Annotated in this window: 25 protein-coding genes, 2 pseudogenes and 1 other annotated feature; all 27 genes and pseudogenes read right to left on the bottom strand. The window is 33.0% G+C overall.

The genetic code is table 11. From position 1 onward, the window contains the following. Nucleotides 1-2: 2 nt before the first annotated feature. The 27 genes and pseudogenes from rplU to BN30_RS09265 all read right to left on the bottom strand — a co-directional run bounded on the left by rplU (nucleotide 3) and on the right by BN30_RS09265 (nucleotide 23,227). Nucleotides 3-314 (bottom strand): 50S ribosomal protein L21, encoded by a 312-nt coding sequence (rplU, locus tag BN30_RS06535; RefSeq protein WP_019214706.1) that lies wholly within the window; start codon nucleotides 312-314, stop codon nucleotides 3-5. A gap of 11 nt (nucleotides 315-325) precedes the next feature. After that, nucleotides 326-391 (bottom strand) — a sequence feature (ribosomal protein L21 leader region). 53 nt (nucleotides 392-444) lie between these two features. Beyond that, complete coding sequence (topA, locus tag BN30_RS06530) at nucleotides 445-2,520, bottom strand: type I DNA topoisomerase (RefSeq protein ID WP_019214705.1); 2,076 nt, start codon at nucleotides 2,518-2,520, stop codon at nucleotides 445-447. Nucleotides 2,521-2,526: 6 nt separating this feature from the next. Then, on the bottom strand, nucleotides 2,527-3,609 hold the full coding sequence (dprA, locus tag BN30_RS06525; RefSeq protein WP_019214704.1) for a DNA-processing protein DprA: 1,083 nt from the start codon (nucleotides 3,607-3,609) through the stop codon (nucleotides 2,527-2,529). Between the two features lies 1 nt (nucleotide 3,610). Then, a pseudogene (locus tag BN30_RS09290) lies at nucleotides 3,611-5,136 on the bottom strand (YifB family Mg chelatase-like AAA ATPase). Nucleotides 5,137-5,138: 2 nt separating this feature from the next. Then, nucleotides 5,139-5,516 carry a YraN family protein gene (locus tag BN30_RS06515; RefSeq protein WP_019214703.1) on the bottom strand — a complete coding sequence of 126 codons (378 nt, stop codon included), beginning with the start codon at nucleotides 5,514-5,516 and terminating at the stop codon, nucleotides 5,139-5,141. Continuing rightward, nucleotides 5,506-6,132: a ribonuclease HII gene (locus tag BN30_RS09285; protein ID WP_019214702.1), complete on the bottom strand. Its 627-nt coding sequence runs from the start codon at nucleotides 6,130-6,132 to the stop codon at nucleotides 5,506-5,508. Before BN30_RS09285 ends, BN30_RS06515 begins: the two co-directional genes overlap by 11 nt. Then, nucleotides 6,125-6,964, bottom strand: coding sequence for a ribosome biogenesis GTPase YlqF (ylqF, locus tag BN30_RS06505; RefSeq protein WP_019214701.1), 840 nt, complete (start codon nucleotides 6,962-6,964; stop codon nucleotides 6,125-6,127). Before ylqF ends, BN30_RS09285 begins: the two co-directional genes overlap by 8 nt. Nucleotides 6,965-7,071: 107 nt before the next feature. Beyond that, on the bottom strand, nucleotides 7,072-7,419 hold the full coding sequence (rplS, locus tag BN30_RS06500) for a 50S ribosomal protein L19 (RefSeq protein ID WP_019214700.1): 348 nt from the start codon (nucleotides 7,417-7,419) through the stop codon (nucleotides 7,072-7,074). A 1-nt stretch (nucleotide 7,420) separates the two neighbouring features. Continuing rightward, nucleotides 7,421-8,149: a tRNA (guanosine(37)-N1)-methyltransferase TrmD gene (gene trmD / locus BN30_RS06495; protein ID WP_026880689.1), complete on the bottom strand. Its 729-nt coding sequence runs from the start codon at nucleotides 8,147-8,149 to the stop codon at nucleotides 7,421-7,423. Further along, on the bottom strand, nucleotides 8,149-8,637 hold the full coding sequence (gene rimM / locus BN30_RS06490; RefSeq protein WP_019214698.1) for a ribosome maturation factor RimM: 489 nt from the start codon (nucleotides 8,635-8,637) through the stop codon (nucleotides 8,149-8,151). The genes trmD and rimM overlap by 1 nt, the downstream gene beginning before the upstream one ends. Before the next feature lie 3 nt (nucleotides 8,638-8,640). Beyond that, nucleotides 8,641-8,868, bottom strand: coding sequence for a KH domain-containing protein (locus tag BN30_RS06485; protein WP_019214697.1), 228 nt, complete (start codon nucleotides 8,866-8,868; stop codon nucleotides 8,641-8,643). Between the two features lie 15 nt (nucleotides 8,869-8,883). Continuing rightward, complete coding sequence (gene rpsP / locus BN30_RS06480) at nucleotides 8,884-9,186, bottom strand: 30S ribosomal protein S16 (RefSeq protein ID WP_026880687.1); 303 nt, start codon at nucleotides 9,184-9,186, stop codon at nucleotides 8,884-8,886. A gap of 15 nt (nucleotides 9,187-9,201) precedes the next feature. Further along, nucleotides 9,202-10,542 carry a signal recognition particle protein gene (gene ffh, locus BN30_RS06475; RefSeq protein WP_019214695.1) on the bottom strand — a complete coding sequence of 447 codons (1,341 nt, stop codon included), beginning with the start codon at nucleotides 10,540-10,542 and terminating at the stop codon, nucleotides 9,202-9,204. An 11-nt stretch (nucleotides 10,543-10,553) separates the two neighbouring features. Beyond that, a complete protein-coding gene (locus BN30_RS06470) occupies nucleotides 10,554-10,907 on the bottom strand; it encodes a sigma factor-like helix-turn-helix DNA-binding protein (RefSeq protein WP_019214694.1) in 354 nt (117 codons plus the stop codon). Nucleotides 10,908-11,047: 140 nt separating this feature from the next. Further along, on the bottom strand, nucleotides 11,048-11,938 hold the full coding sequence (gene ftsY / locus BN30_RS06465; RefSeq protein WP_341348926.1) for a signal recognition particle-docking protein FtsY: 891 nt from the start codon (nucleotides 11,936-11,938) through the stop codon (nucleotides 11,048-11,050). Between the two features lie 250 nt (nucleotides 11,939-12,188). Next, entirely contained in the window at nucleotides 12,189-15,692 is a 3,504-nt protein-coding gene (smc, locus tag BN30_RS06460; RefSeq protein ID WP_019214692.1) for a chromosome segregation protein SMC, read from the bottom strand. Then, nucleotides 15,679-16,758, bottom strand: a complete 1,080-nt coding sequence (locus BN30_RS09280; protein WP_019214691.1) for an elongator complex protein 3 — start codon at nucleotides 16,756-16,758, stop codon at nucleotides 15,679-15,681. Before BN30_RS09280 ends, smc begins: the two co-directional genes overlap by 14 nt. Next, entirely contained in the window at nucleotides 16,755-17,468 is a 714-nt protein-coding gene (locus BN30_RS09665) for a ribonuclease III family protein (protein WP_019214690.1), read from the bottom strand. The genes BN30_RS09280 and BN30_RS09665 overlap by 4 nt, the downstream gene beginning before the upstream one ends. Next, nucleotides 17,468-17,695 carry an acyl carrier protein gene (locus BN30_RS06445; RefSeq protein ID WP_019214689.1) on the bottom strand — a complete coding sequence of 76 codons (228 nt, stop codon included), beginning with the start codon at nucleotides 17,693-17,695 and terminating at the stop codon, nucleotides 17,468-17,470. Before BN30_RS06445 ends, BN30_RS09665 begins: the two co-directional genes overlap by 1 nt. An 11-nt stretch (nucleotides 17,696-17,706) precedes the next feature. Then, nucleotides 17,707-18,681, bottom strand: coding sequence for a phosphate acyltransferase PlsX (plsX, locus tag BN30_RS06440; protein ID WP_019214688.1), 975 nt, complete (start codon nucleotides 18,679-18,681; stop codon nucleotides 17,707-17,709). Nucleotides 18,682-18,765: 84 nt separating this feature from the next. Next, on the bottom strand, nucleotides 18,766-18,894 hold the full coding sequence (locus BN30_RS10345) for an RNA polymerase sigma factor (protein ID WP_019214687.1): 129 nt from the start codon (nucleotides 18,892-18,894) through the stop codon (nucleotides 18,766-18,768). A gap of 343 nt (nucleotides 18,895-19,237) precedes the next feature. Continuing rightward, nucleotides 19,238-19,495, bottom strand: coding sequence for a hypothetical protein (locus BN30_RS10235; RefSeq protein WP_019214686.1), 258 nt, complete (start codon nucleotides 19,493-19,495; stop codon nucleotides 19,238-19,240). Between the two features lie 141 nt (nucleotides 19,496-19,636). Further along, nucleotides 19,637-20,095: a Csac_0668 family 2Fe-2S cluster-binding (seleno)protein gene (locus tag BN30_RS06425; RefSeq protein ID WP_479723591.1), complete on the bottom strand. Its 459-nt coding sequence runs from the start codon at nucleotides 20,093-20,095 to the stop codon at nucleotides 19,637-19,639. 656 nt (nucleotides 20,096-20,751) lie between these two features. Then, on the bottom strand, nucleotides 20,752-21,354 hold the full coding sequence (locus BN30_RS06410) for a hypothetical protein (RefSeq protein ID WP_019214682.1): 603 nt from the start codon (nucleotides 21,352-21,354) through the stop codon (nucleotides 20,752-20,754). 11 nt (nucleotides 21,355-21,365) lie between these two features. After that, the gene (locus BN30_RS10555) at nucleotides 21,366-21,455 is read right to left on the bottom strand and encodes a helix-turn-helix domain-containing protein (RefSeq protein WP_242824756.1); all 90 of its coding nucleotides are present in this window, start codon (nucleotides 21,453-21,455) and stop codon (nucleotides 21,366-21,368) included. Between the two features lie 274 nt (nucleotides 21,456-21,729). Beyond that, nucleotides 21,730-21,909 carry a 50S ribosomal protein L32 gene (gene rpmF / locus BN30_RS06405; protein WP_019214681.1) on the bottom strand — a complete coding sequence of 60 codons (180 nt, stop codon included), beginning with the start codon at nucleotides 21,907-21,909 and terminating at the stop codon, nucleotides 21,730-21,732. 116 nt (nucleotides 21,910-22,025) lie between these two features. Then, nucleotides 22,026-23,227: pseudogene (locus BN30_RS09265) on the bottom strand (acetate kinase). Nucleotides 23,228-23,288: the final 61 nt, after the last annotated feature.

Raw genomic sequence — 23,288 nt, 5'->3', positions numbered from 1 at the left:
AACTAAGCTTCGATCTTAGTTACTTCTAGTCTTGTAAATGGTTGTCTGTGACCTTTTTTCTTTCTTTCGTTCTTTTTAGGTTTATATTTGAAAACGATAATCTTTTTAGATTTACCTTGTTTCAAAACTTTGCAAGTAACCTTAGCACCTTCAACGTAAGGTTTACCTACTTTGTTATCCCCATCATTAGAGACGAAAAGTACATTTTCTAAGCTAATTTCGTCGCCTTCGTTAGCTTCTAACTTTTCTACGTGGATTACATCGTTTTCTTTAACCATGTATTGCTTTCCACCTGTTTCTACTATTGCGTACAAGTCTAATACCTCCTCTAATTTAGTCTCGCCATTATTGGTGATTAACTTAAAACCAATTCTGTGCGGTTTACCTAACTATTATATCAGAAATGATGAAAATGTCAAGCTTTTTTTCAATATTTTTTATATTTTAGCTTTTTTTCTTCTCAATCACTTCTTCGAAGCCACAATTTGGGCACGTAATAACGTTTTCTTTGCTTTTTCTTTTTATTGTTCTATACTTTCCACACTTAGGACATGGTTTTGAATAAACTTCATCAAAAGTAGCAAAATCACAATTTGGATAGTTTGAGCAGCCATAAAAAATTCTGCCTGTCTTTGATTTTTTCTTTATAATGTCGTGGCCGCACTTAGGGCACACAGCTCCAGTCTTTTCAACGATTGCTTCTGTGTATTTGCACTCAGGAAAACCTGAGCAGCCAAGGAACTTGCCATATCTTGATCTCTTTATAAGCATAGGTCTTCCGCATAATTTACACTTAACGTCACTCACTTCGTCTTTAAGTTCATAATCTTTAGCTTCTTTTTCAGCTTTTTCTACATCTTTGATAAAATCTTTATAAAAACTAGCTATAACGTCCTTCCACTCAAGCTTGCCAACTGATATATCATCAAGTTTGCTCTCAAGATAAGCAGTAAATTTTGCATCGACTATAGACTTGAAGTTATCTTCCAAAAGTTTTGTTACTGATATACCTAGTTCAGTCGGTATAAACATTTTCTTCTCTATCTCGATATAATTACGATTGATTAGCGTAGATATAGTTGGTGAGTAAGTACTTGGTCTACCTATACCAAGCTCTTCAAGTGCTTTAATCAAAGTTGCTTCTGTATAATAACTCTTAGGCTGAGTAAATTTTTTCTCGCCTTCAATTTTTTCTAAATCAACTTTATCATTTGCTTTAAGCTTGACATCTTTTTTCTCGTCAAATTTTTCATACGAAGAAACCTTTAAGAAACCATCAAATTTTAAGCTCTTGTAGTTCGCTCTAAAAATATATTTGCCTGAAGCAAAATCTATTGTCAAGGTATCAAATTTTGCGCTCGCCATTTGCGTCATTAAAAATCTTTGCCATATTAATCTATAAAGTTTTAATTCATCTTGTGATAAATATTTTGAAATTTCGCTTGGATTTATATTTATATTAACAGGTCTAATCGCTTCATGCGCGTCTTGTGTGTTTTTTGACTGCTTATGTGCATAATTATTCTTCTTGTGATATTCTTTGCCAAATTTATTAATTATATAGCTTTGAGCAGCACCGCATGCCTCGTCAGAAAGCCTTGTTGAGTCTGTTCTCATGTATGTGATAAGACCAGTTTGTGAGCCCTTACCTATGTTTATACCTTCATAAAGGCTTTGAGCGACCTTCATTGTTTTTGAAGAAGAAAAATTTAATATCCTCGATGCATCTTGTTGAAGCGTACTTGTTGTATATGGCGGACTTGGCATTCTTGATGAAAGAGATTTTTTAACGCTTTCACAAATGTGTTCAGAAGCCTTTATCTCTTTAACTATGGCATTCTTTTCTTTTACGTTATGAACATCAAGTTTATTAACTTTGCCCTTGCCATCCATTGTACCGACAAACTTTGCTTCGTACTCTTCAGCGCCATGCTTATATAAAGCTTTTAAGTTCCAGTATTCTTCAGGAACAAAGGCATCTATCTCTCTTTTTCTGTCGACAATAAGTTTAAGCGCACTCGATTGCACTCTACCTGCTGATAAGCCAGATCTTATCTTCTTCCAAAGGATAGGACTTATCTTATAACCAACAATTCTATCTAAAACTCTTCTTGCTTGCTGAGCATCAACTAAGTCCATGTCAATGCTTCTAGGCTCAGCTATAGCCTTAGTTACAGCATTTTTTGTTATTTCGTGAAACTCAATTCTATCAAGATCTTTAAGATCTATACCCAATATGTAGGCTAAGTGATAGCTAATTGCCTCTCCCTCTCTATCGGGGTCGGTTGCAAGATAAACTCTATCAGCTTTTTTAGCTAGATCTTTAAGCTCATTAATAACAGGTCCTTTTCCTCTTATATTAATATATTCTGGTTCAAAATTATTTTCTACATCAATCGCAAACCTACTTTTAGGTAGGTCTCTTAAATGTCCCTTCGAAGCTATAATCTTATAAGTTTTTGGCAAAAACTTAGATATGGTCTTTGCCTTCGTTGGGGACTCAACTATAATTAAATCCATCTTTCATCACCTTCTGTTCGCATAGTATGTTCTTTGTCCTTGACTTGTTATTACGCCCTTTAGCTCAAGTATAGTTAGTAGAGCCGATAAGGATGCGCTATCAAGTCCTGCTTTTGCGAGTATTATCTCATAATTTACATCGCCATTCTTTATTATATCATAAACTTTTCTTTCATCTTCACTTAAATCTAAATTTTCTTTGTTCATGCTAATGGAATTGTCCACAAGACCACTAGTTTCAATTAGGTCATCTGCATTTGTGTATATGCCAGCGCCATCCCTAATAAGCATGTTGCAGCCCTCACTATTAGCCGAGAAAATGTTTCCTGGCACAGCATAAACATCTCTTCCTTGTTCAAGAGCAAGTCTCGCTGTAATTAGTGAGCCGCTTCTTTTTTGCGCTTCGACAACTATAACTAATCTTGATAGGGCGCTTATAATTCTATTTCTAACTGGAAAATTAAATTTAAGCGGCTGCTCACCAAGAGGAAACTCTGAGATGACTGATCCGTGGTCAGCAATTTCAGAATAAAGTCTTTCATTTCTCCTTGGATATATCTGGTCAATGCCGTTGCCAATGACGGCTATGGTTCTGTTAGCATTCTCAAGTGCTGTTTGATGAGCGATTGAATCAATGCCAAGCGCAAGACCTGATATTATACAAATCTTTTTCATAGATAAATCACGAGCAATCTCTTTACAAGCGAGCTGGCCATAGCTTGTTGACTTTCTCGCACCAACTATGGCTACTGAGTTTGAGTCGTCATCGATAATCTTTCCTTTGTAAAACAATAAATATGGTGGATCATCTATAAAAAGTAATCTGCTTGGAAAGTCCTTGTCTAGAAAAGTCATAAAATCAGCGTCAATCTTATCAAGTTTTTCCTTGATTCTATATACTATAGCTTCTTTATCATCATTAAGAATTTTATTTATAATATTATCCGAAAATATATTTAGCTTTTTTAATGAAGCTCTATCCATATTCATAATATCATTTAGCTCTATGTTTAAATCAAATAAGCTAAATACAACAGCTCTTTCCGCATAAATGCTATTTAAATACAAAAGTACATCTCTATTATCCATCTTATCTCCAATATTTCTTATCTAGTGTTCTGTATTGAATTGCTTCAAGCACATGCTTTTCTAAAACTAAGTCGCTGTCAGCTAAATCGGCTATAGTTCTAGCAAGTTTAAGTATTTTATTATAGCTTCTAGCGCTAAAATTAAATTTCTTAAAGGCAAATTCCATAATTTCTTGAGCTTTTTCATCAAGTTTGATATATTTTTTAATCATTTTATTTGTAAGCTCTGAATTTGAAATGATTCCTTCGTTTTTATATCTTTCAAGCTGTCTTTTTCTTGCCCTGTTAACCCTCTCTCGAATAGTTTCAGATGATTCGCACTCAGTTTTTGAGCTTAGTTCATCGTATTTAACAGGTTTTACTTCGATATGAATATCTATTCTATCAAGTAATGGGCTTGAAATTTTACCTAAATATCTGTCGATCTGACTTTGAGTGCAAGTGCATTGATGAGTTTCATCGCCATAGTAACCACATGGACATGGGTTCATTGAAGCAACAAACATAAACTTTGACGGATATTTCAAAGTTGCGTTAACACGTGAAACTGTTACTTCGCCATCTTCAATCGGCTGTCTTAACACTTCCAAAACTTTTCTAGGAAATTCTGGCAACTCGTCTAAGAATAAAACGCCGTGATGTGCTAGTGAGACCTCGCCTGGTTTTGGTATTCTTCCTCCGCCTATCAAGGCAACATCTGATGATGTGTGATGAGGCGACCTAAACGGTCTTCTCTTTACAAGACCTTCATCTTTTAATAAGCCTGATATAGAGTAAATTTTAGTAATCTCTATAGCTTCTTCAAACGTTAAATCGGGTAGTATTGTCGCAAGTCTTCTTGCAGCCATGGTCTTACCTGAGCCTGGTGGTCCTATGATTAGCATATTATGTCCGCCAGCGGCAGCTATTTCCATAGCTCTCTTAAGTCCTTCTTGACCCTTCATATCAGCAAAATCTACGCTGTCATCAACTGTATTTATAATTTCTTCTTCATCATTTTTATAAGGCTCTATATTAACTTGACCATTAAGATAGTCAACCACTTCTCTTAAATTTTTTACAGGAATTATCTCTATGTCTTCAACTATTGCGCACTCTTTTTTATTTGCATCTGGTACTATGCATTTTTTAACGTTCAAATCACGCATCGATATAAGCATAGGAAGAGCGCCTTGAACTGAGTTTACTGCGCCATCAAGGGCAAGCTCGCCTATGATGACCATATCATCAGTATCTTGATTGTCGATATCACCATTGGCAAGTAAAATGCCTACGGCGATGGCAAGGTCCATCTGTGAACCTTCTTTTTTTCATTAGCTGGTGCTAAATTGATGGTTATCCTCTTAATCGGAAACTCTATGTCTGAGTTTTTTACTGCAGTTCTAACTCTTTCTTTAGACTCTTTTATTGCAGTATCAGCAAGCCCAACAATATTAAATTGTGGTAAGCCACTCGATAAGTCGCTTTCAACGTTAATTATCTTTGCGTTCAAGCCTTGTAAAACACAAGTATTTACTTTAGAATACATCTTTAATCTCCTATCCAAAATGCATTTTTAATATGTTTTATTTTATTCGTAGAAAAATTTACTTCAACAACATCAAATCTAGGCTGATAATTTAAGTTTTGATGCTCATACAAATAATATTCGGCAGTTTTGATTATCTTCTTTTGCTTGGATTTAGTAACTGCCTCCATGGGCCTACCATAGTCCATCTTGTTTCTTGCCTTAACTTCAACAAAAATTAGATACTCATCGTCTCTTGCAATTATGTCAATCTCGCCATCTCTTACCTGATAGTTTTGATCGAGTATAAAGTATCCTTCATTTTGAAGAAATTCTTTAGCCTCTTCTTCGCCAAATCTCCCTTTTTTTCTATTGTCTTTTCTATTAAAATTATTTTGCATCATTATTACCCAAAAGATTTCTCAAAAAAGTTTTTCTATGTAGCGGCGTTGGGCCGTATTTTAAAATGGCCTCTCTATGCTTTTTAGTGCCATAGCCCTTGTTATTCTCAAGATCATACTCTGGATACTTCTGCGCTAAATAACTTATATCAGCGTCTCTTAAAACTTTTGCAACAATACTTGCCGCAGCTATAGTAAATACAGTCGCATCACCATGAACAATGGCTCTTTGCTCTATATCCGCCTTAATTTTTTCTGCGTCAATCAAAATTATATCAGGTTTAAGCTTATAGTTCATTTCGTCATGAAAGTCTTCTACTGCCCTTTGCATAGCTAGATGAGTTGCTTCTTTGATGTTTATTTCATCAATTTCCTCAGGACTTGCCTTGCCAATACCAATGCCGATAGCATTTTTTACTAGCTCTTTAAAAATTTTTTCTCTCTTCTTTTGACTGAGTTTCTTTGAGTCATTGACCTCTTCCATAAAGAAGTCCTTTTTAAAAGCTATGGCGCAAGCAAGTACATCTCCAAAAAAGGGGCCTCTACCTACTTCGTCTATGCCTACTACAATTTTATGACCTTCATCAAAAAGTTTATTTTCATAATCTTTATTCATCAAACGGCTCCTCAAGCGAAATTCTTCCTAAAAGTCCATTTCTAAACTCATCTACTAATATATTTATGGCTTTGTATACATCAAGTTCATTGCCCTTAAGTATAAAGCCTCTGTTTTTCGCTATCTCTTCAAGTATTTCAAGCTCTGTAGCGTCTTCATTAACCTTGTATCTTGCGTTAAGTGCGCCACTATAATGCTCTTTTAGAAATTTAATTAAAGCGATGGCTATGTCATCTTTATTAAGTATCTCATCTTTGATGGAACCGATGAAGGCAAGGTTCAAGCCTATCTCTTGGCTTTCGAATTTTGGCCATAAAACGCCTGGTGTGTCCAACAGCATAAAGTCATTATCGACCTTGATCCATTGATTTTTCTTAGTTACACCTGGTTTGTTGCCTGTCTTTAGGCTCTTTCTATTGTTCATTAAATTAATAAAAGTAGACTTGCCAACATTTGGTATACCAACAACCATGGCCTTGATAGGTCCAAAGTGCTCTCTTTGCTTGTGCTCTTCATGATACTTATCGACCTCTTTGCGTGATAAGTCAATAATTTTCTTCACGTTTGATTTATTTTTCGCGTTAAACTCAATGCACTTTGCGTCCTTAAAATGAGCTATCCACTTCTTATTCACTTTATCGTCTGCTAAGTCAGCTTTATTTAATAATATTATTTTAGCTTTATTTTCTGTAATTTCTTTAATTATTGGGTTAGTGCTCGACATAGGCGCTCTCGCATCTATTAGCTCTATAACTATATCGACTAACTTTGACATCTCTAGTAAAGACTCTCTGGTCTTTTTCATGTGTCCAGGGTACCAATTTATGTTCATAACATACACCTTCCTAACTATCTTCTATATTATCACAAAAAATAGTCAATGTAAATAAATATTGCAAAGAAAAAAGACACTCTTCATATAGAATGTCTTTAACTTAATTAAAATGATTGTTTTTCTTTAACTTTAGCAGACTTACCAACTCTGTCTCTTAAGTAATAAAGTTTAGCTCTTCTAACTCTACCTTTTCTTACAAGAACGATTTTGTCAATTCTTGGAGAGTGTAGTAAGAATGTTCTTTCAACACCAATACCATAAGACAATCTTCTTACTGTAAATGTTTCTTTAGCTCCGCCGTTTTGTCTCTTAATTACAGTACCTTCGTACACTTGGATTCTTTCACGTGTACCTTCTACAACTTTATAGTGTACTTGAACAGTATCACCTACATGAAATTGAGGAATGTTGTCTTTTAATTGTTGTGCTTCAAGCATCTTTATATAGTCCATCTTAGTCCTCCTTCTTTAGTTTATTTAAAATTTCTCTCAAATTTTTCATTTCCTTTTTATCTAGCTTAGCAAAATCAAGTAAATCTATCCTGTTTTTAACAGTTGCCTTAAATGACTCAATAAGTCTAAAGTCATCGACATCTTGATGGTTTCCGCTAAGTAATACTTCTGGAACCTTGTCCCCATCCAAATCATAAGGTCTGGTATACTGAGGATATTCTAAAAAATTTGACATGTGAGTTTCGTCTGAATACGAATCTTCTTTTATTACTGAATCAACTAACCTCGATATAGTATCTATGATTACCATAGCGGGTAGTTCACCACCAGTCAATACATAATCCCCGATAGATAGCTCTTCATCGACATAGTTTTTGATGATCCTCTCATCTAAACCTTCGTAGTGCCCACAAAGAATTGTTATCTCGTCAAGTTTTGAATATTCTTTAGCCAAGTCTTGATTGAATAATTTGCCTTTTGGTGAAAGATAGATAAGCCTTTTTGGCTTAATGTCTTCTAAGCAGTCCTTAAGAACATCAGCTTTTAAAAGCATGCCGCTGCCTCCGCCATAAGGGTAATCATCAACTTTATTGTGCTTGTCCTTAGAATAATCTCTAAAATTAATAAGATTGATCTCTATAAGTTCATTATCTATAGCTCTTTTGATTATACTAAAATCAGTAAGTGCTGTAAACATCTCAGGAAATAGCGTTAAGACGTTAAACTTTATCATAAGATACCTTCTATGAGTTTGACTTTGATCTTTTTATTTTTCAAGTCAAGTTCTTTGATAAAGGCTTTAACAAAAGGAATAAGTGCTTCCTTTCCGTCATGATCAACAACAAGCACATGATTTGCACCCGTTTCCATGACATCTTTAACAGTGCCAATAAATTCGTTAGCCTCACTATATACTTCCATAGCTATAAGCTCATGAATATAGTACTCGCCTTCATTTAGTGAAGGCATTTGGGCTTTATCAATAAAAGCATCCTTATCAATAAGTCTTTTGACATCATCAATATAATCAAAGCCCTTTAACTTAAGTACAATAAATTTTGAAGCTATCTTTTGACTTATAATCTCAAGCTCTTCTCCATCGACATAGATTTTTTTATACTCTTTGAAACCATTTAAATCATCTGTGTATGGAAAGATTTTCACCTCTCCATTTAAGCCATGACTAGAGACAATCTTTGCTATCTTAATAAGATCCAAGATTTATTCCCTTATTTCTAAATTAATTCTTCTTGAGTCTTTAAGAGTAGCTCCAGCAATAAGTCTGATTGCTTTAACAACCTTACCGCCTTTACCAATAACTCTGCCTATATCATCTGGATTTACATATAGATCAATGTTGACCTCGTTTGCTGATTCATTAACTGTAACTTTAACATCGTCTTTGTTATCAACAATAGATTTTGCTAAAAATTCAACTAATTCTTTCATATTAACCCCCACATCCTAAGCTTCTACAGCTTCTGTTTCTTCTGTTGCTTCAGCTTTCTTAGCAGTTTTTGCTGTTATATCATATCCTTGAGATTTGAATAATCTTTGAACTGTTTCACTTGCTTTAGCTCCATTTGCTATCCATTGTTCAGCCTTTTCTTGATCAAATTTAATTGTCTTTGGCTCAGTTAATGGGTCATAATAACCAAGTTGTTCGATGAACTTACCATCTCTAGCTCTTCTTGAATCAGCTACAACGATTCTGTAAAATGGATTCTTTTTTGATCCCATTCTTTTTAAACGAATTTTTACCACAATCTCACCTCCTTAAAATTATATATTAAATGGAAAATTGAATTTTCCTTTTCTTTTCATAGACTTTTCCATGCTGCCAAAGCGTTTCATCATCTTCTTTGTATCTTCGAATTGCTTTAGAAGCTTGTTAACATCATTAGTTGTTGTGCCACTTCCTAGTGCAATCCTCTTCTTTCTCGAAGCATTGATTATGTTTGGAGTCATTCTCTCTTTCATAGTCATACTTCTGATGATGGCTTCAACTCTGCCTATATCTTTATCACTTACATTAATGCCCTTTAAGGCTTTTGAATTCATTCCTGGTATCATTTGAAGTATATTTTCAATTGGTCCTAAGTTTCTCATCTGAGCTATTTGATCTAGGAAGTCATCAAGGGTAAATGTTTCTTCCCTTAATTTTTTCTCTAGCTCCATAGCTTTCTTTTGGTCAATATTGCTTTGTGCTTTCTCAATAAGAGTAAGTACGTCTCCCATACCAAGTATCTTTGAAACTAATCTGTCTGGATGAAACTCTTCAAGCTCATCCATCTTTTCGCCCATACCAACATATTTGATTGGTTTATCAGTTACGGCTCTAATTGAAAGTGCCGCACCGCCTCTAGCGTCGCCATCTAGTTTTGTTAAGATAACACCTGTTATGCCGAGCGCATCATCAAATGATTTAGCAACGTTTACTGCATCTTGTCCTGTCATTGAGTCAAGTACAAGAAGTATTTCTGATGGATCAAGATTTTCTTTTAAACCTTTTAGCTCATCCATAAGCACTTCGTCTATGTGTAAACGTCCTGCTGTATCGACTATAACTATGTCGTTACCATTCTTCTTAGCGTGTTCTATAGCGCTTTTAGCTATATCTAGCGGCTTTATTTTATCTCCCATAGAAAATACTGGCACGTCAACTGACTTTCCAACTACTTCTAGCTGTTTAATAGCTGCTGGTCTATAGACGTCGCAAGCAACTAAAAGTGGTCTTCTGCCTTTCTTTCTAAGGTTTATGGCAAGTTTACCAGTTGTTGTTGTCTTACCTGCACCTTGAAGACCGCACATCAAGATAATGCTTGGGTTTTTGCTAAGATTTAAGCCTTCCTTGGTCTTGCCCATAAGATTGATTAATTCTTCATTAACTATCTTAATAACTTGTTGACCAGGAGTTAAGCTCTCCATAACTTCTGAACCAATGGCTCTTGTTTTTAAATTATCTATAAATTTTTTAACTACTTTATAATTAACGTCTGCTTCTAGAAGGGCTAGCTTTACTTCTCTAAGTGCTGCGTCAACATCCTTTTCACTAAGTCTGCCCTTGCCCCTTAAGCCATCTAATGTTTTTTGTAGTTTTTCTGATAAGCTCTCGAATATCATTCTTGCTCCTTTTACATCTCTTTTATAATCTCTTCAGCTTCTTTAATTCTTCCTTTAATTTCATCTATATCGTCACAGCTTGAAAGACCTTTAAAAATAATTTCTAATTTTTCTTTATCCTCTTTTTTCTTTTCAAACTTTTCTATAAGCTTAAGTGCACCCTCAAAAGACTTCAATTTGTCTATAGCTCTTTTAATGTTAAGGCTCACCGCTTGTCTAGATATTGAAAGAAGTTCAGCTATCTCTGTTAATGAGTAGTCTTCGTTGTAGTAGTAATCAACTGATTTTGACTCACTTTCTGTTAAGAGGCTTCCATAAAAATCTAATAGCCTTCCGATATATATATAATCATCTAATACTTTCATTTTATCTTATTCCTTATAAAATTCGTTTCTTTCTTAGTGCTATCACATAAAAAACTGTCAAGCTATTTACTTGACAGTTAATATAATACTATATAGATTGACTTTTGTCAATACTTTTTTTTAAAATTATTTAAATATTTTTAAAATAATGCTTCAACGAAGTCATCGACGTTAAACGCTTGAAGGTCTTCTATTTTTTCTCCGACACCTATAATCTTAACTGGCAAGTGTAGTTCGCTTTCAAGTGCGATGATTACGCCTCCCTTTGCAGTTCCGTCAAGTTTAGTAACACAAACGCCTGTTATATCACTTGTTTCTTTAAATGATTTTGCTTGAATGATTGCGTTTTGACCAGTTGTCGCATCAAGAACCAATAGATTTTCTTTAACTGCGTTTGGAAATTCTCTATCGATAACTCTTTTAATCTTATTAAGCTCGTTCATTAAGTTTTGCTTGTTATGAAGCCTTCCTGCTGTGTCGCAGATAAGTATATCAGTCTTTCTTGCTTTAGCCGCCATGATTGCATCAAAAATAACGCTTGCCGGGTCAGCTGACTCTTCATGAGCAATGATATCAACGTTTGCTCTATTGGCCCACTCTTTAAGCTGTTCAATGGCAGCTGCTCTAAATGTATCTGCAGCGGCGATTAAAACACTTTTACCCTCTTGTCTAAATTGGTAGCTAAGCTTACCTATGGTAGTCGTCTTGCCAACACCATTGACCCCAACAACTAAAAGTATGGCTGGCGATGGCTCAAGCTTTAAATCTCTCGATGTAATATTGTCATTCATTATCTTTTTTATTTCATCTTTAAGTAAAGGAAGAGCATCTTTTCTATCTAGAACATTTTCTCTAACGATTCTTTCTTTTAGATTATCGATAATGTTCATAACAGTTTCAACGCCAATGTCTGATGTGACTAAAACTTCTTCAAGCTCATCATAAAAATCATCATTAATGTCAGTTCCTTTGAATACTGTTTGAAGCTTATAATTTAGATTTTGTCTTGTCTTTTCAAGTCCAGAAAACATTCTTTTAAAGAAAGATGTTTTTTCTTCTTTGACCTCTTCGGGCTTTTCTTGTACTTTTTCTTCATTACCTTGATTTTGATTAATGCTTTGCGCATCTTGATTGAAATTTATTTTTTCATTTTCATGTGCATCTTCGTTTATTTGCGCCGCATCAGCATCTTCTGTCAATATATCAATTTTTTCTTCCTGAACTTTTTTATTCTCTTCGTCTTTATTTTTCTTTTTAAACCAGTTAAACATATTTCACCTCTTAAGTTAATTTCATCGAAAGTATCGAGCTTATACCCTTTTCTTTCATAGTAATTCCATATATAGCGTCTGATATCTCCATAGTTACCTTTCTATGAGTGATAAGGATAAATTGTGTTTCATCCTTAATCCTGTCAAGGTAGGCTGTGTACTTACTTATGTTGGCATCATCAAGAGCCGCATCGATTTCGTCTAATATACAGAATGGCGATGGTTTTGATTTTAGCACAGCGAATAATAGTGCTATCGCTGTTAATGTCTTCTCTCCACCTGATAGTAGGCTTAGTGATTGCATGCTCTTTCCTGGTGGACGTGCCTCTATCTCAATACCTGAGTTAAGTATATCATTTTCATCGCTTATATATATCTTCGCTTCGCCGCCACCAAATAAGTTTTGGAATATTTCTGAGAAATATCCTTGAATGATATTAAAATTATCTTTAAATTTTATCTTGATAGTTTCATCGATATCATCAATTATATTAAGTAAGTCCTCTTTAGAGTCTTGCATGTCATCATATTGCTTTCTTAAGAATTCTAATCTTGTTAATGTATCTTCATACTCTTTTATAGATGATAATGATACATCGCCAAGTGCATCAATCTTTTCTTGAAGCTCTTTTAAATCTTTTGTACTAGCCTTAACAAGACTTTCTTTATCAATATTTTCAACATTTATAAAGTAATCATTTGATAATTTTTCTTTGATGTTATCCTTCATTACTTCGTTACGAGCAAGTAGGACCTCATTTTTATTAATCTCGTCTTTAATGGCAATTATGCCTTCTTGACATGACTTTATCTCATTTTGCAAATCAAAAATCTTGGATAAAACTTTTTCTTTTTCATCTGTCTTTTGATTGATCTTGTCAATGTATTCTTGCTCGAGCTCTTCATTCTTCTTCAAGAAGTCCATGATGCTAGTATTTTCATTCTCAAGTGCTTCTTTATTTTTGTTTAGTTCTTGGTAGTCATTTGCAAGGCTTTCTTTTATATCATTTGATCTAGCAATATATTCTTCAGAAAAAGCGATATCTTCAACCGTTTTTTCAAGCTTTAGCTCTAAAGTAGATTTTTCTACGCTTATTTGAAGAAGCTTTTCATTTCGTCTCTCTTTTTCTTCTTCAAAGCCCTTAATAAGTTCTTTTTCTTGCTCTATCTTCTTCTCGTGCTCTTCTTTTTCTTTATTAAGCGCATCTAAATCATTATTTCCTTGACTGATATGTTCATCAAGCGCTTCAAATGACTTATTTATTTCTTCAACTTGAGTTTTTGCTTCGCTTATATCTCTTTGAGCAAAAGTAATATTTATCTCAAGTGAATTAATTTCTTTTTTAGCTGTATTTATCTTTTCATTGATACTTAATATCTCTTCATTTAGCTTGTCATAAGAGATTTTTTCTGATTTAATCTCTTCTTCCTTATTAATAAGAAGCTTTTTGGCATCTTCTAGAGCATTTTTCTTATCATTTATCTCATCCATTAGCTTATTAAGCATGTGTTTACGCGAAATAAATGAAGATTTAACTTGGCTACCTCCAACTATTGATCCAGATGAATTAATTATCTGTCCATCTAAACTAACGTATCTATATTGCTTATAGGCTTTCGATATTCTAAGTGCAGCGTCAAATGTTGTCGTTACAACTGTTCTTTGAAGAAGGCTATTAAATAAATTATCATATTTTTTATCATAGTTAATAAGTTCACTCGCAAAACCTATAGCATCTTTATCATTAATATTATAATTTTCATTAGATTTAAAATTATATCTATTAAGTGGATAGAAAGTTGCTCTACCATAGTTATTTTTCTTTAAAAAGTCGATGTATTCTTTGGCATCGTCGTCTCTATCTATGACTATAGCTTGCAAATTCGATTGTAGCGCTGATTCTATTGCAAGTGAATACTTTTCATCACAATTAAATATATCAACCACAAGTCTTGAATTTGATTTAAAATAATTTTTCTTTGCTGCTTTAGATATCTCTTTAACGCTTCTGTAGTAGCCATCAAGGTTTTCTTCAAGATTCTTGTGCATCTCATAACTTTTTTGTAAAACTCTAAGGTCATTTTCCATAGCAAAATAATTTTCCTTAGACTTCGCTAAATCATCTACTTTTTCTGTGATATCATCTTTAGCTTTTTTATAAAGCTCTTCTTTTTTGCTAAATAAATTATTTAAATCATTAAGTTCATCATTATATTTTTTAAATTCATCATTTTGCTTGTTTAAATCATTTTCTTTATCGCGAATCTTTTTCTCTATGTCTTTAAGTTTTTCGTTTTGGCTATTTTTATTATTTTTATAATTTTCTATGCTTAATCTTAGCGCCTCAATCTTTTTATCAAGCTCCATACCCATGTTTATAGCGTCATCATAGCTAGTTCTGTCAAAGCTAGCGTTTTCATTTTTAAGCTTTTCAAGCTCATTTGCTAAATTCAAAAGAGTTTCTTCGCTAGATTTTTTAACAAGAGATAATGTTTTTATCTTTTCTTCTGATTCTAATAATTTATTCTCATGTTCTTTCTCTTTAAGTTTATTATCAAGCACTTTATCTTCAATTGATCTAAGTTTTTCTTTGTTTATTTCAAGTTTTTGCCTGTTGATATCAAAGTCTCTTAGATCTTTATTTCTTTGCTCTTTAATCTCATCAATAAGTGCCTCATATTTCTTAAGTTCAGCTTGTAGTGGCGCTGCGCTTTCTTCGACTTCTTTATTCTTTATTTCGCTTAATTTTAAATCATCAATGAGTCTATCTTTATCTGCATTAAATTTAATTAAATTCTTCTCAATCTTTTCATAAGCATTATATGATATAGATACATCTACTTTTTTGTACTCTTCCATAAGGCTTTTGTACTCCCTAGCCTTTTCTGATTCGCCCTTAAGTCTCGCTTCATTTTGCTCTATCTCATAAAGAATATCTTTTATTCTGAGTAAATTTGCTTCAGTCTTCTCAAGCTTTCTTAAGGATTCTTCTTTTTTGTATCTATATTTACTAACGCCTGATGCCTCTTCAAAGATGGCTCTTCTGTCTTCTGGTTTATTTGAAAGAATTTCATCTATCCTTCCTTGTCCAATGATGGAGTAGCCGTCCTTACCCACACCAGTATCTAGGAAAAGTTCTCTAACGTCCTTCATCCTAGCTTTTTTATTATTAATCAAAAATTCGCTCTCACCTGAACGATACATGCGCCTTGTGACCTCAACCTCTTGATATTCAACAGGTAGAGAGTTATCATCATTTGAAAATATTATACTTACTTGAGCGTATCCAAGCGCTTTTTTCTCTTCTGTTCCTTGGAAAATAACGTCGCTCGCCTTGTTTGCTCTAAGTGATTTATTACTTTGCTCACCTAAAACCCATCTAACAGCGTCAGATATATTACTCTTACCGCTGCCATTAGGACCTACAACAGTTGTAACTCCAGGGGTAAAGACTATTTCAGTTCTATTTGCGAAGGATTTAAAGCCCTTCAATATTAATTTATTTAAACGCAAAATATTTGCCCCTTTCGTACTTATTCTTTATAAGCTCCTTAAATGAGTAACTTTGTGGGCTTCCGTCGTAAAACATTAACCTGTCATCCTCATCAAAGATGCCTTTTATCTCGTAATTAATTTTATATTTATTATAAATTTTCTTTCTATTCGATTTATTTGAGCCGCTTAAGAAAGAAGCTACTTTTTTAGAAGAAATTATTGTGAAATCATTAGTAATTTTATTTATTTCAATAAATTCTTCTATGATGTCAAGGTAGATAGCCTCATAAGTTAATGAGCGTATCGCTGGGTGGAATGGCCCTGCCACTACGTCCTTACCTAGCTGTATATTATCAGTAGTTTGAAGACCTATCCTGATTATCTCTATATCTTTTGCTTCAAATATTATAACGATGCTCTTAAGCGTATCAATTGCTTCATCAACATCTGATGGCTTGTATGAGCCATCTTCAAGTTTACCCACTAGTTCTGTATCTTTTATAACTAAGGTTGGATATATTCTTACAAAATCCGGCTCAAGCGTAGCTATCGCTTCAGCTGTAGCTATATCCATATCTTTAGTGGACTTATATAGGCCTGTCATCATCTGTAGTCCAAGAGTAAAGCCTCTATCCTTAATCATTTTAGCGCTGCGAATAGTGTCAAGCGCCTTGTGTCCTCTCTTTAGTGCAGCTAAAACCTCATCATTCATTGACTGAGCACCAAGCTCAATTATTTTTACCTTATACTTTTCAAGCTCGTCAAGAATTTCTTCGCTAATAGCGTCCGGCCTTGTCGATATCCTTATGCTATCTATTAAACCGCGCTCGATATATGTATTTGCAAGCTTTAAGTAGCTAAGCATAAGCGGATAATCAAGCGCAGTAAAGCTTCCGCCATAAAAAGCAAGCTCTATATCCTTCTTTCCTTCATATAGTGCCAAATATTTTTCTATATCATTTTTTATATTTTCTTCTTTTTGCGCATCATAGTCCTTAGCAATCTTCTTTTGATTGCAGAAAATACAATCGTTTGGGCAGCCTAGATGCGGTATAAAAATTGGTATTATATAGTTTTTTTTCATTTTATCAATTTCATCTCAATCGCAAGTTCTTTAGATGCCAATTGCTGAGCAGTCTTCTTTCTCTTGGCTATAGCAATTGCCCTATAACCATCAAGTTCTACAGCATACTCAAAACTCTTATCATTATCTGGACCATATTCATTCAAAAGCGTATATACTAATTCTAAATCATGTTTTTGAGCATATTCAATTAAAATACTCTTATAATTTATAAATTCATTATTTGCATCTAGAACAATATGTGCATACTTTAAATATTTATCCAAAATAAATTTTTCAGCTGTGTCAATGTCTGAATCTAAGTAAATAGCCGCTATCAAAGCTTCTAAGTGATCAGCTAGTATTGATGTTTTATCAAGATTTATCCTTAGATTAGCCTCCATATAGATGTACTCGTCTAAATGAAGGTCTTTCGCAACCATATTTTGGTATGAAGCCTTTCCAAGCATAGCAATAAGCTCAGATAAAGTGCCTTCGTCCTTGTCTATGTACTTAGTGAATAAATATTTTGCCAAGGCATAAGAAAGTACTTTGTCGCCTAAAAACTCTAGGCTCTGAGCATTATATGGCGCAGTTAAAAATTTTGCCTCCTCTGAGCTCTTATGAACTAAGCTAGTAAAGAGCAAATTTGTATCATTAAAAGTATATCCGATAATCGCCTGCAAGCTATTGAGCTTTTCGCGAGCATCGGATATATCATAATTCTTCATTATTTAATTGCTTCTTTGGCTAATGCGATTGCCTCTCCAACAGTTTTAACGCTTGTAACCTTGTCATCATCTAAGCTTACATTTAGTTCGTCTTCTAAATTCATTATTAATTCAACTATGGCGATGGAATCTGCCTTTAAATCTTCTTTAAATGTTGTTTCGTCTTTTAAATCTTTTACATCAACTTTAAATTGTTTAGCAATTATCTCTTTAATTTTTTCTTCCACGATAGTTCCTCCTAATTTTCTTTTAAATATTCTATAACTCCAGAATTTACAAAATCAACAGTATTTTTTATAGCTAGATAAAAAGCTTTTTCGTCACTGTTGCCGTGCGCCTTAACTATAGCTTTGTTCACTCCTAATACTGGTGATCCACCATATTTAGTTAGTCCCATAAGAGACATCAAATCTTTCATAAATGACATCTTCATCTCATCTGATGAGAAATATTTATTATCTTGCATAATAAAGTTTTTAACATTGCCTACAAAAACTTTGCTCATACCCTCAAGCTCTTTTAAGATTACGTTACCAACAAAACCATCTTGAACAATTATGTCTGCTTCAGTAGTAAGTATCTCGTTTGCTTCGATGTTACCAATAAAATTAAGTTCTGAATTTTTAAGAATTTCATGAGCCTTCTTAGTTAATTCATTGCCTTTTTTTGCTTCAGCACCGTTAGATACTAAAGCAACCTTTGGATTTTGAATGCCAAGTAGCTTTTCAACATACTTTGAGCCTAGTTTTGCAAACTCATAAATAAATTCTGGTTCGCAGTCAACATTTGCTCCTGAGTCCAAAAGTAGTGTTGGCCCCTTTAATCCTGGCAAGAATGTTGGTATGCTCGCTCTTTTGAAGCCATCTATCCTCTTTACTATAAGCATAGCTGCTGCAAGTAGCGCGCCAGTTGAACCAGCTGATATAAATGCATCAGCGTCATCATATTCAACTAAGTACTTTGATGCTAAAACTATGGAAGCTTTATCTTTTTTTCTTATGGATAGAGCTGCTTCGTCCTCATTAGTGATTACATCTTCAGTTTGAATTATCTCATAATTTTTTGCGTCAGCGCCCAAAGCTTCTTCAATTTCTTTTTTATCGCCAAATAAAACAAAATCTAAAGAATTATTTTCTTTCTTTGCCATTTGCACAGCATTTAACATAGCTATAGGAGCTTTGTCTCCGCCTTGTGTATCAATTAATAATTTCATAATTTCCTCCGTTCTAAATCATAATTATTATACATTATTTTATCTATTAAATCAAGTTTTTTATGAATGAGATGAGATACGTAGTTATTTTACTTTAAAAAAAGTTTCTTGTGTGATTTCTTCAGCTATATGTTCATCATGACTAATGGTCAAAACATATAAATATACTTTAGAAAAATATTCTTTATATATTATTTCGTAATCATAGTCCATAAAATCACACCCTTTCTTGCTTTCTAATAGTTAGGCGATTGAAAAATCAAAACGTTACAAATTTCTTGTTAATATTTTTACCCGTATTTAATATAAAAAAGACGATAGCGTTTTTAATTTCTATCTCCTATATATACCTCCTTTCTTGTAATAAAAAAGAGTTAACATTTATGCTATCTCTTTAAAAGTTTCATTATTAAATTTCTTGTCATCTAACAACACATTAAAATAAATCATCCAGCCTTTTCCAATTTTCATTATTCATTTCTTTTGTGTAGTTTGTATTGTTAATATAAAGTCTTGTATCTTTATCTCTAACAAACCCCCAATTTATTTTACGCCTTTATGCGTAATCCTTAAAAGCATTGAATTTATTTTCGATTTGCTTATCAATATTTTCCAGATGACCTTTCTTTACCATATCCTTAAGTTTCCTTGAATTGGTTTTTCTTTTTTCACTAATATAATCTGCAAGTTGTTGACTTTTTTCATTGGCATCTTCTATAATCTTTTTCATAGCTTTTAAAATAGCCTTTGCTGAATACTGAGCCACTTTTATCTCAATATTTATAGCCTTATTATTAACTTCATCATTTACCATATAGGTGACCTCCTTTCAGGGGAAAATAAAAAAGCGGCCCAGACTTTTACATCTGAACCGCTAAAATTTTAATTATATAGTTTTTTATTATTTTTAATTTTATTACTGTTATGACGTACTTTATAAATTATTTGTCGCAAACTATTTTTTGCTATTTAATGCTTTATTTATGGTTTCTTGAATAAAAGGACTACAGCATTTACCCAAAGGATTGTTAATTTCGCACTTTGCATTTTTCATTGCCCCTGTAAGTCTAATAATATCTTTAATATTCTTTGCACCATCATCTAAAACAGCATTTATAATTTGTTGCTCTGTAACTTGGTTGCAATAGCATATATATTTGGGATTTGCATCCTTTTTAAACCATATAGGAACTTTTACATCTTCCTTATAAAAAACTCTTTCATTGTTTAAGTTATAATACACGACATCACAATCTTCATTCATACATAAATAGTAAGTTTCTTCATCTACAACCTTTCCCATAAGGTTTTCTGATACCATATGCTTTACAGTTATATTCTTAACCTTTTCTCCTATTTTGTGACATTTGGGGCAATTTGCTTTTTCTTCCACTGTACCAGTGGTTTTTTGTATTGAACCTCAGCAAGATTGATTTATCTTATTTTCTTGACTCACTTTATTTCCTCCTGTCTGAATAAATATTATTACTATAGTTAATCAGGATATCTAATACCTCTTTCAATGGATCTACAGGTTGCAGCTCTTTTTAAGTCTTCTTTATTCATTTCTCTTCCCACCAATAAGTGCCATAATGGTTTATAAGAAATTGCCATATTATTACCCCTTATCCGTTTAATTGTTAAGATATATTATATCATAAATAGACCGATAAGTCAATTTAGCCTATTTTATACTTGTGCTTGCGTTAGTATTTATTGAGATAGTCCTAGTTTTTTTCCTTGTCCCACTTGGAACTGCTCCAAATCAATTGGACCTAGTAGGAACATTTTTTCTTTTTGCACTTCTATTTTCTTTCTTATTTTTGACAAAGAAAAAAGCGAATAAGTTTTAATCTTAATCGCTCTAAAAATAATTTGAATATATTTTCCATCATTTTTTATAATGAATTTAATCAACTGTTTATTAAAGCTGTTAGATATAGAAGGAATAAAGATAGACATATTCCAGACAAAATTGTATAATGCTAAGATCTATCTCCATCACTTTTAATGGCTTTTATAATAAACATCGGAGTCAGGTATGCTACCACAAGAGCTATGATAATAATTTTATTCCAATCCTTCTGTTTCAGTTAAAGGATTTATAAATTTTTTATTTACTTCTAACTCAAATTCAATACAATTATGTTTATTTAATTCATGTTTATGATCTTTTTCTGATTTTTTCCCTTCCGACTTTGTAGATACTATTTCTTTTCCCCTAAATAATTCTAGAAAAGAAAAAGCATTTGATTTCATATCTTTAACGTAAATTCCATATTCTCCATCATTCGGAATAGTAAATTTTACATCATCTTCTGGGTTTTCTACTCTCTTTTTTATAGGAGCACCATAATCATTATAGCCCCAACCAGCTTTAATATCTTCGGCAGGTAAAATACCTACTTCTAAATCTTTTCCTTTTAAAGACTTTAGCTTAATAACTACGGTATCACCTTTTTTCCATTTCTCTCTACCAAAAATAGCTACACTTCCTTTTAACAAGCGGATTTTAAAATGCGTAGATCCTTTCGTATCTCTAGATTCTACTAAAAAAGTCTTACTTGAAAAACATTTTTCATTGTTACTTTTTTTCGCAGCCATTACTACATTCAGACTAAAAACTAATGCAAAAAGCACAAGTGCTATTGAAAGTTTTTTTATATTCTTCATTTCTTACCTCCTCATATAATTTTGTTTATACTTGTCTTTGATATCCCTGCTTTTTTAAATCTATGTTGCGATAAACCTAAAGGTTTACGGTATTTCTCGATTCTATTATTTATTACTTCACCTTTATTTGTTTAACTATAGTTTAGCATAATTTTGTTCAAAATTCAATACTTTTTCATATTTTTGATTACCTTTTCTAGTATATTATCATATAATATCTATGGTAATATTTTTCCATTTTTTCTTATTATTCTAAATGTTTCTTTAAATTCTTTAGTCTTTTTTTTATGTGTCCTACTACAAACCCTTCCAAATCATGTTAGCATAGTGGAAACACTAACAATAAAAAAACTCAGGATTTAACCTGAGTATTTTTTATTCAACATCTAAAACCTTTTCACCATTGTAGTAACCACAGCTCATGCATACTCTGTGTGGTCTTTTCATTTCATGACATTGAGGACATTCAACGAATGTTGCTTTTCTTAATGTATAAGATGAAGCTCTTCTTTTATTACGTCTTTGTTTTGATGTACGTCCTTTAGGTACTGCCATTAAAAACACCTCCTTAACTTACAGTAAATGTATTTGTTTACTAATTCGCTTTTATAACATTACAATTATACTGTTTTTTTATCTATTTGTCAAGACTTTTTATATTTTATTTTAAATTATTTTGAAATAATTTCTTTTGTGTCTCTTGCTATCATTAATTCTTCATTTGTTGGGCAAATGTAGATCTTAATCTTAGCGCCATCTTTAGCGATGTTTACTTCTTTTGCTCTTGTTCCGTCGTTTTTCTTATCATCTAGTTCAATTCCTAGGTGTTCTAGTCCATGAAGAATTTCTCTTCTCATTGTGTCTGAGTTTTCACCGATACCACCTGTCATAACGATTGCGTCAAGCTCTGGCATTTGTGCCATGTAAGCGCCAATGTATTTTTTAACTCTGTTTGTGAACATATCAAGTGCAAGAGCAGCTTTTTCATTGCCTTTGTCTCTTGCTTCTTCAAGGTCTCTAAAGTCTGAGCTTAACTTAGAAACTCCAAGTACACCTGATTTTTTATTTAACCATTGGTTAGCTTCGTGTGGAGTAATATTTTCGTTTTCACAAAGGAATGTTACAACTGTTGGGTCGATATCGCCTGATCTTGTTCCCATTACAAGTCCTTCAAGCGGTGTAACACCCATGGATGTATCATAAACTTTACCATTCTTAATGCAAGCTAAACTTGAGCCGTTACCTAAGTGGCAGTTAATTATGTTTAGTTCTGATAAGTCTTTATTAAGTATTTCAGCCATTCTATGTGCTATATATTTATGAGAAGTTCCGTGGAAACCCGTATTTTTCTAAGTCTGTACTTTTCGTATAAATCGTAGTCAATAGCGTACATGTAGTTCTTAGCTGGCATTGTTTGATGGAAGGCTGTATCCATAACAACAACGTTTGGTTTGCCCTTTACAAGTTCTTCGCAAGCTTCTATACCCATAAGGTTTGCTGGGTTATGAAGTGGTCCGAAGCAGATGAATTTTTCGATAGTTTTCTTAACGTCTTCAGTTACTAGTGTTGAGTCAGTTATTATGTCTCCACCATGTAGTACTCTGTGACCGATACCGTCGATTTCATCAAGTGAAGCAACAACTCCGTGTTCCTTGCTAACAAGTGCATCAAATACGTGTTTCATGGCATCTTTATGGTTTTTCATAGCTTCTTCAACTACAAAGTTTTCTCTTCCTTCAACTTTATGAGTAAGCTTAGATCCTTCGATACCGATTCTTTCAACTAAACCTTTACAGATTACGCTTTCATCATCCATGTTCATTAATTGATACTTTAATGATGATGATCCGCAATTAATTACTAATATTTTCATTTTTACCTCCCTAAATATTTAACAAATCATATACATATATGATATAATAAAATATAGAAAA

Origin of the sequence: Fenollaria massiliensis, from assembly GCF_000312505.2 — a bacterium.
GTDB classification, from domain to species: Bacteria; Bacillota; Clostridia; order Tissierellales; family Peptoniphilaceae; genus Fenollaria; species Fenollaria massiliensis.
This window is presented reverse-complemented; position numbering and strand designations above follow the sequence as displayed.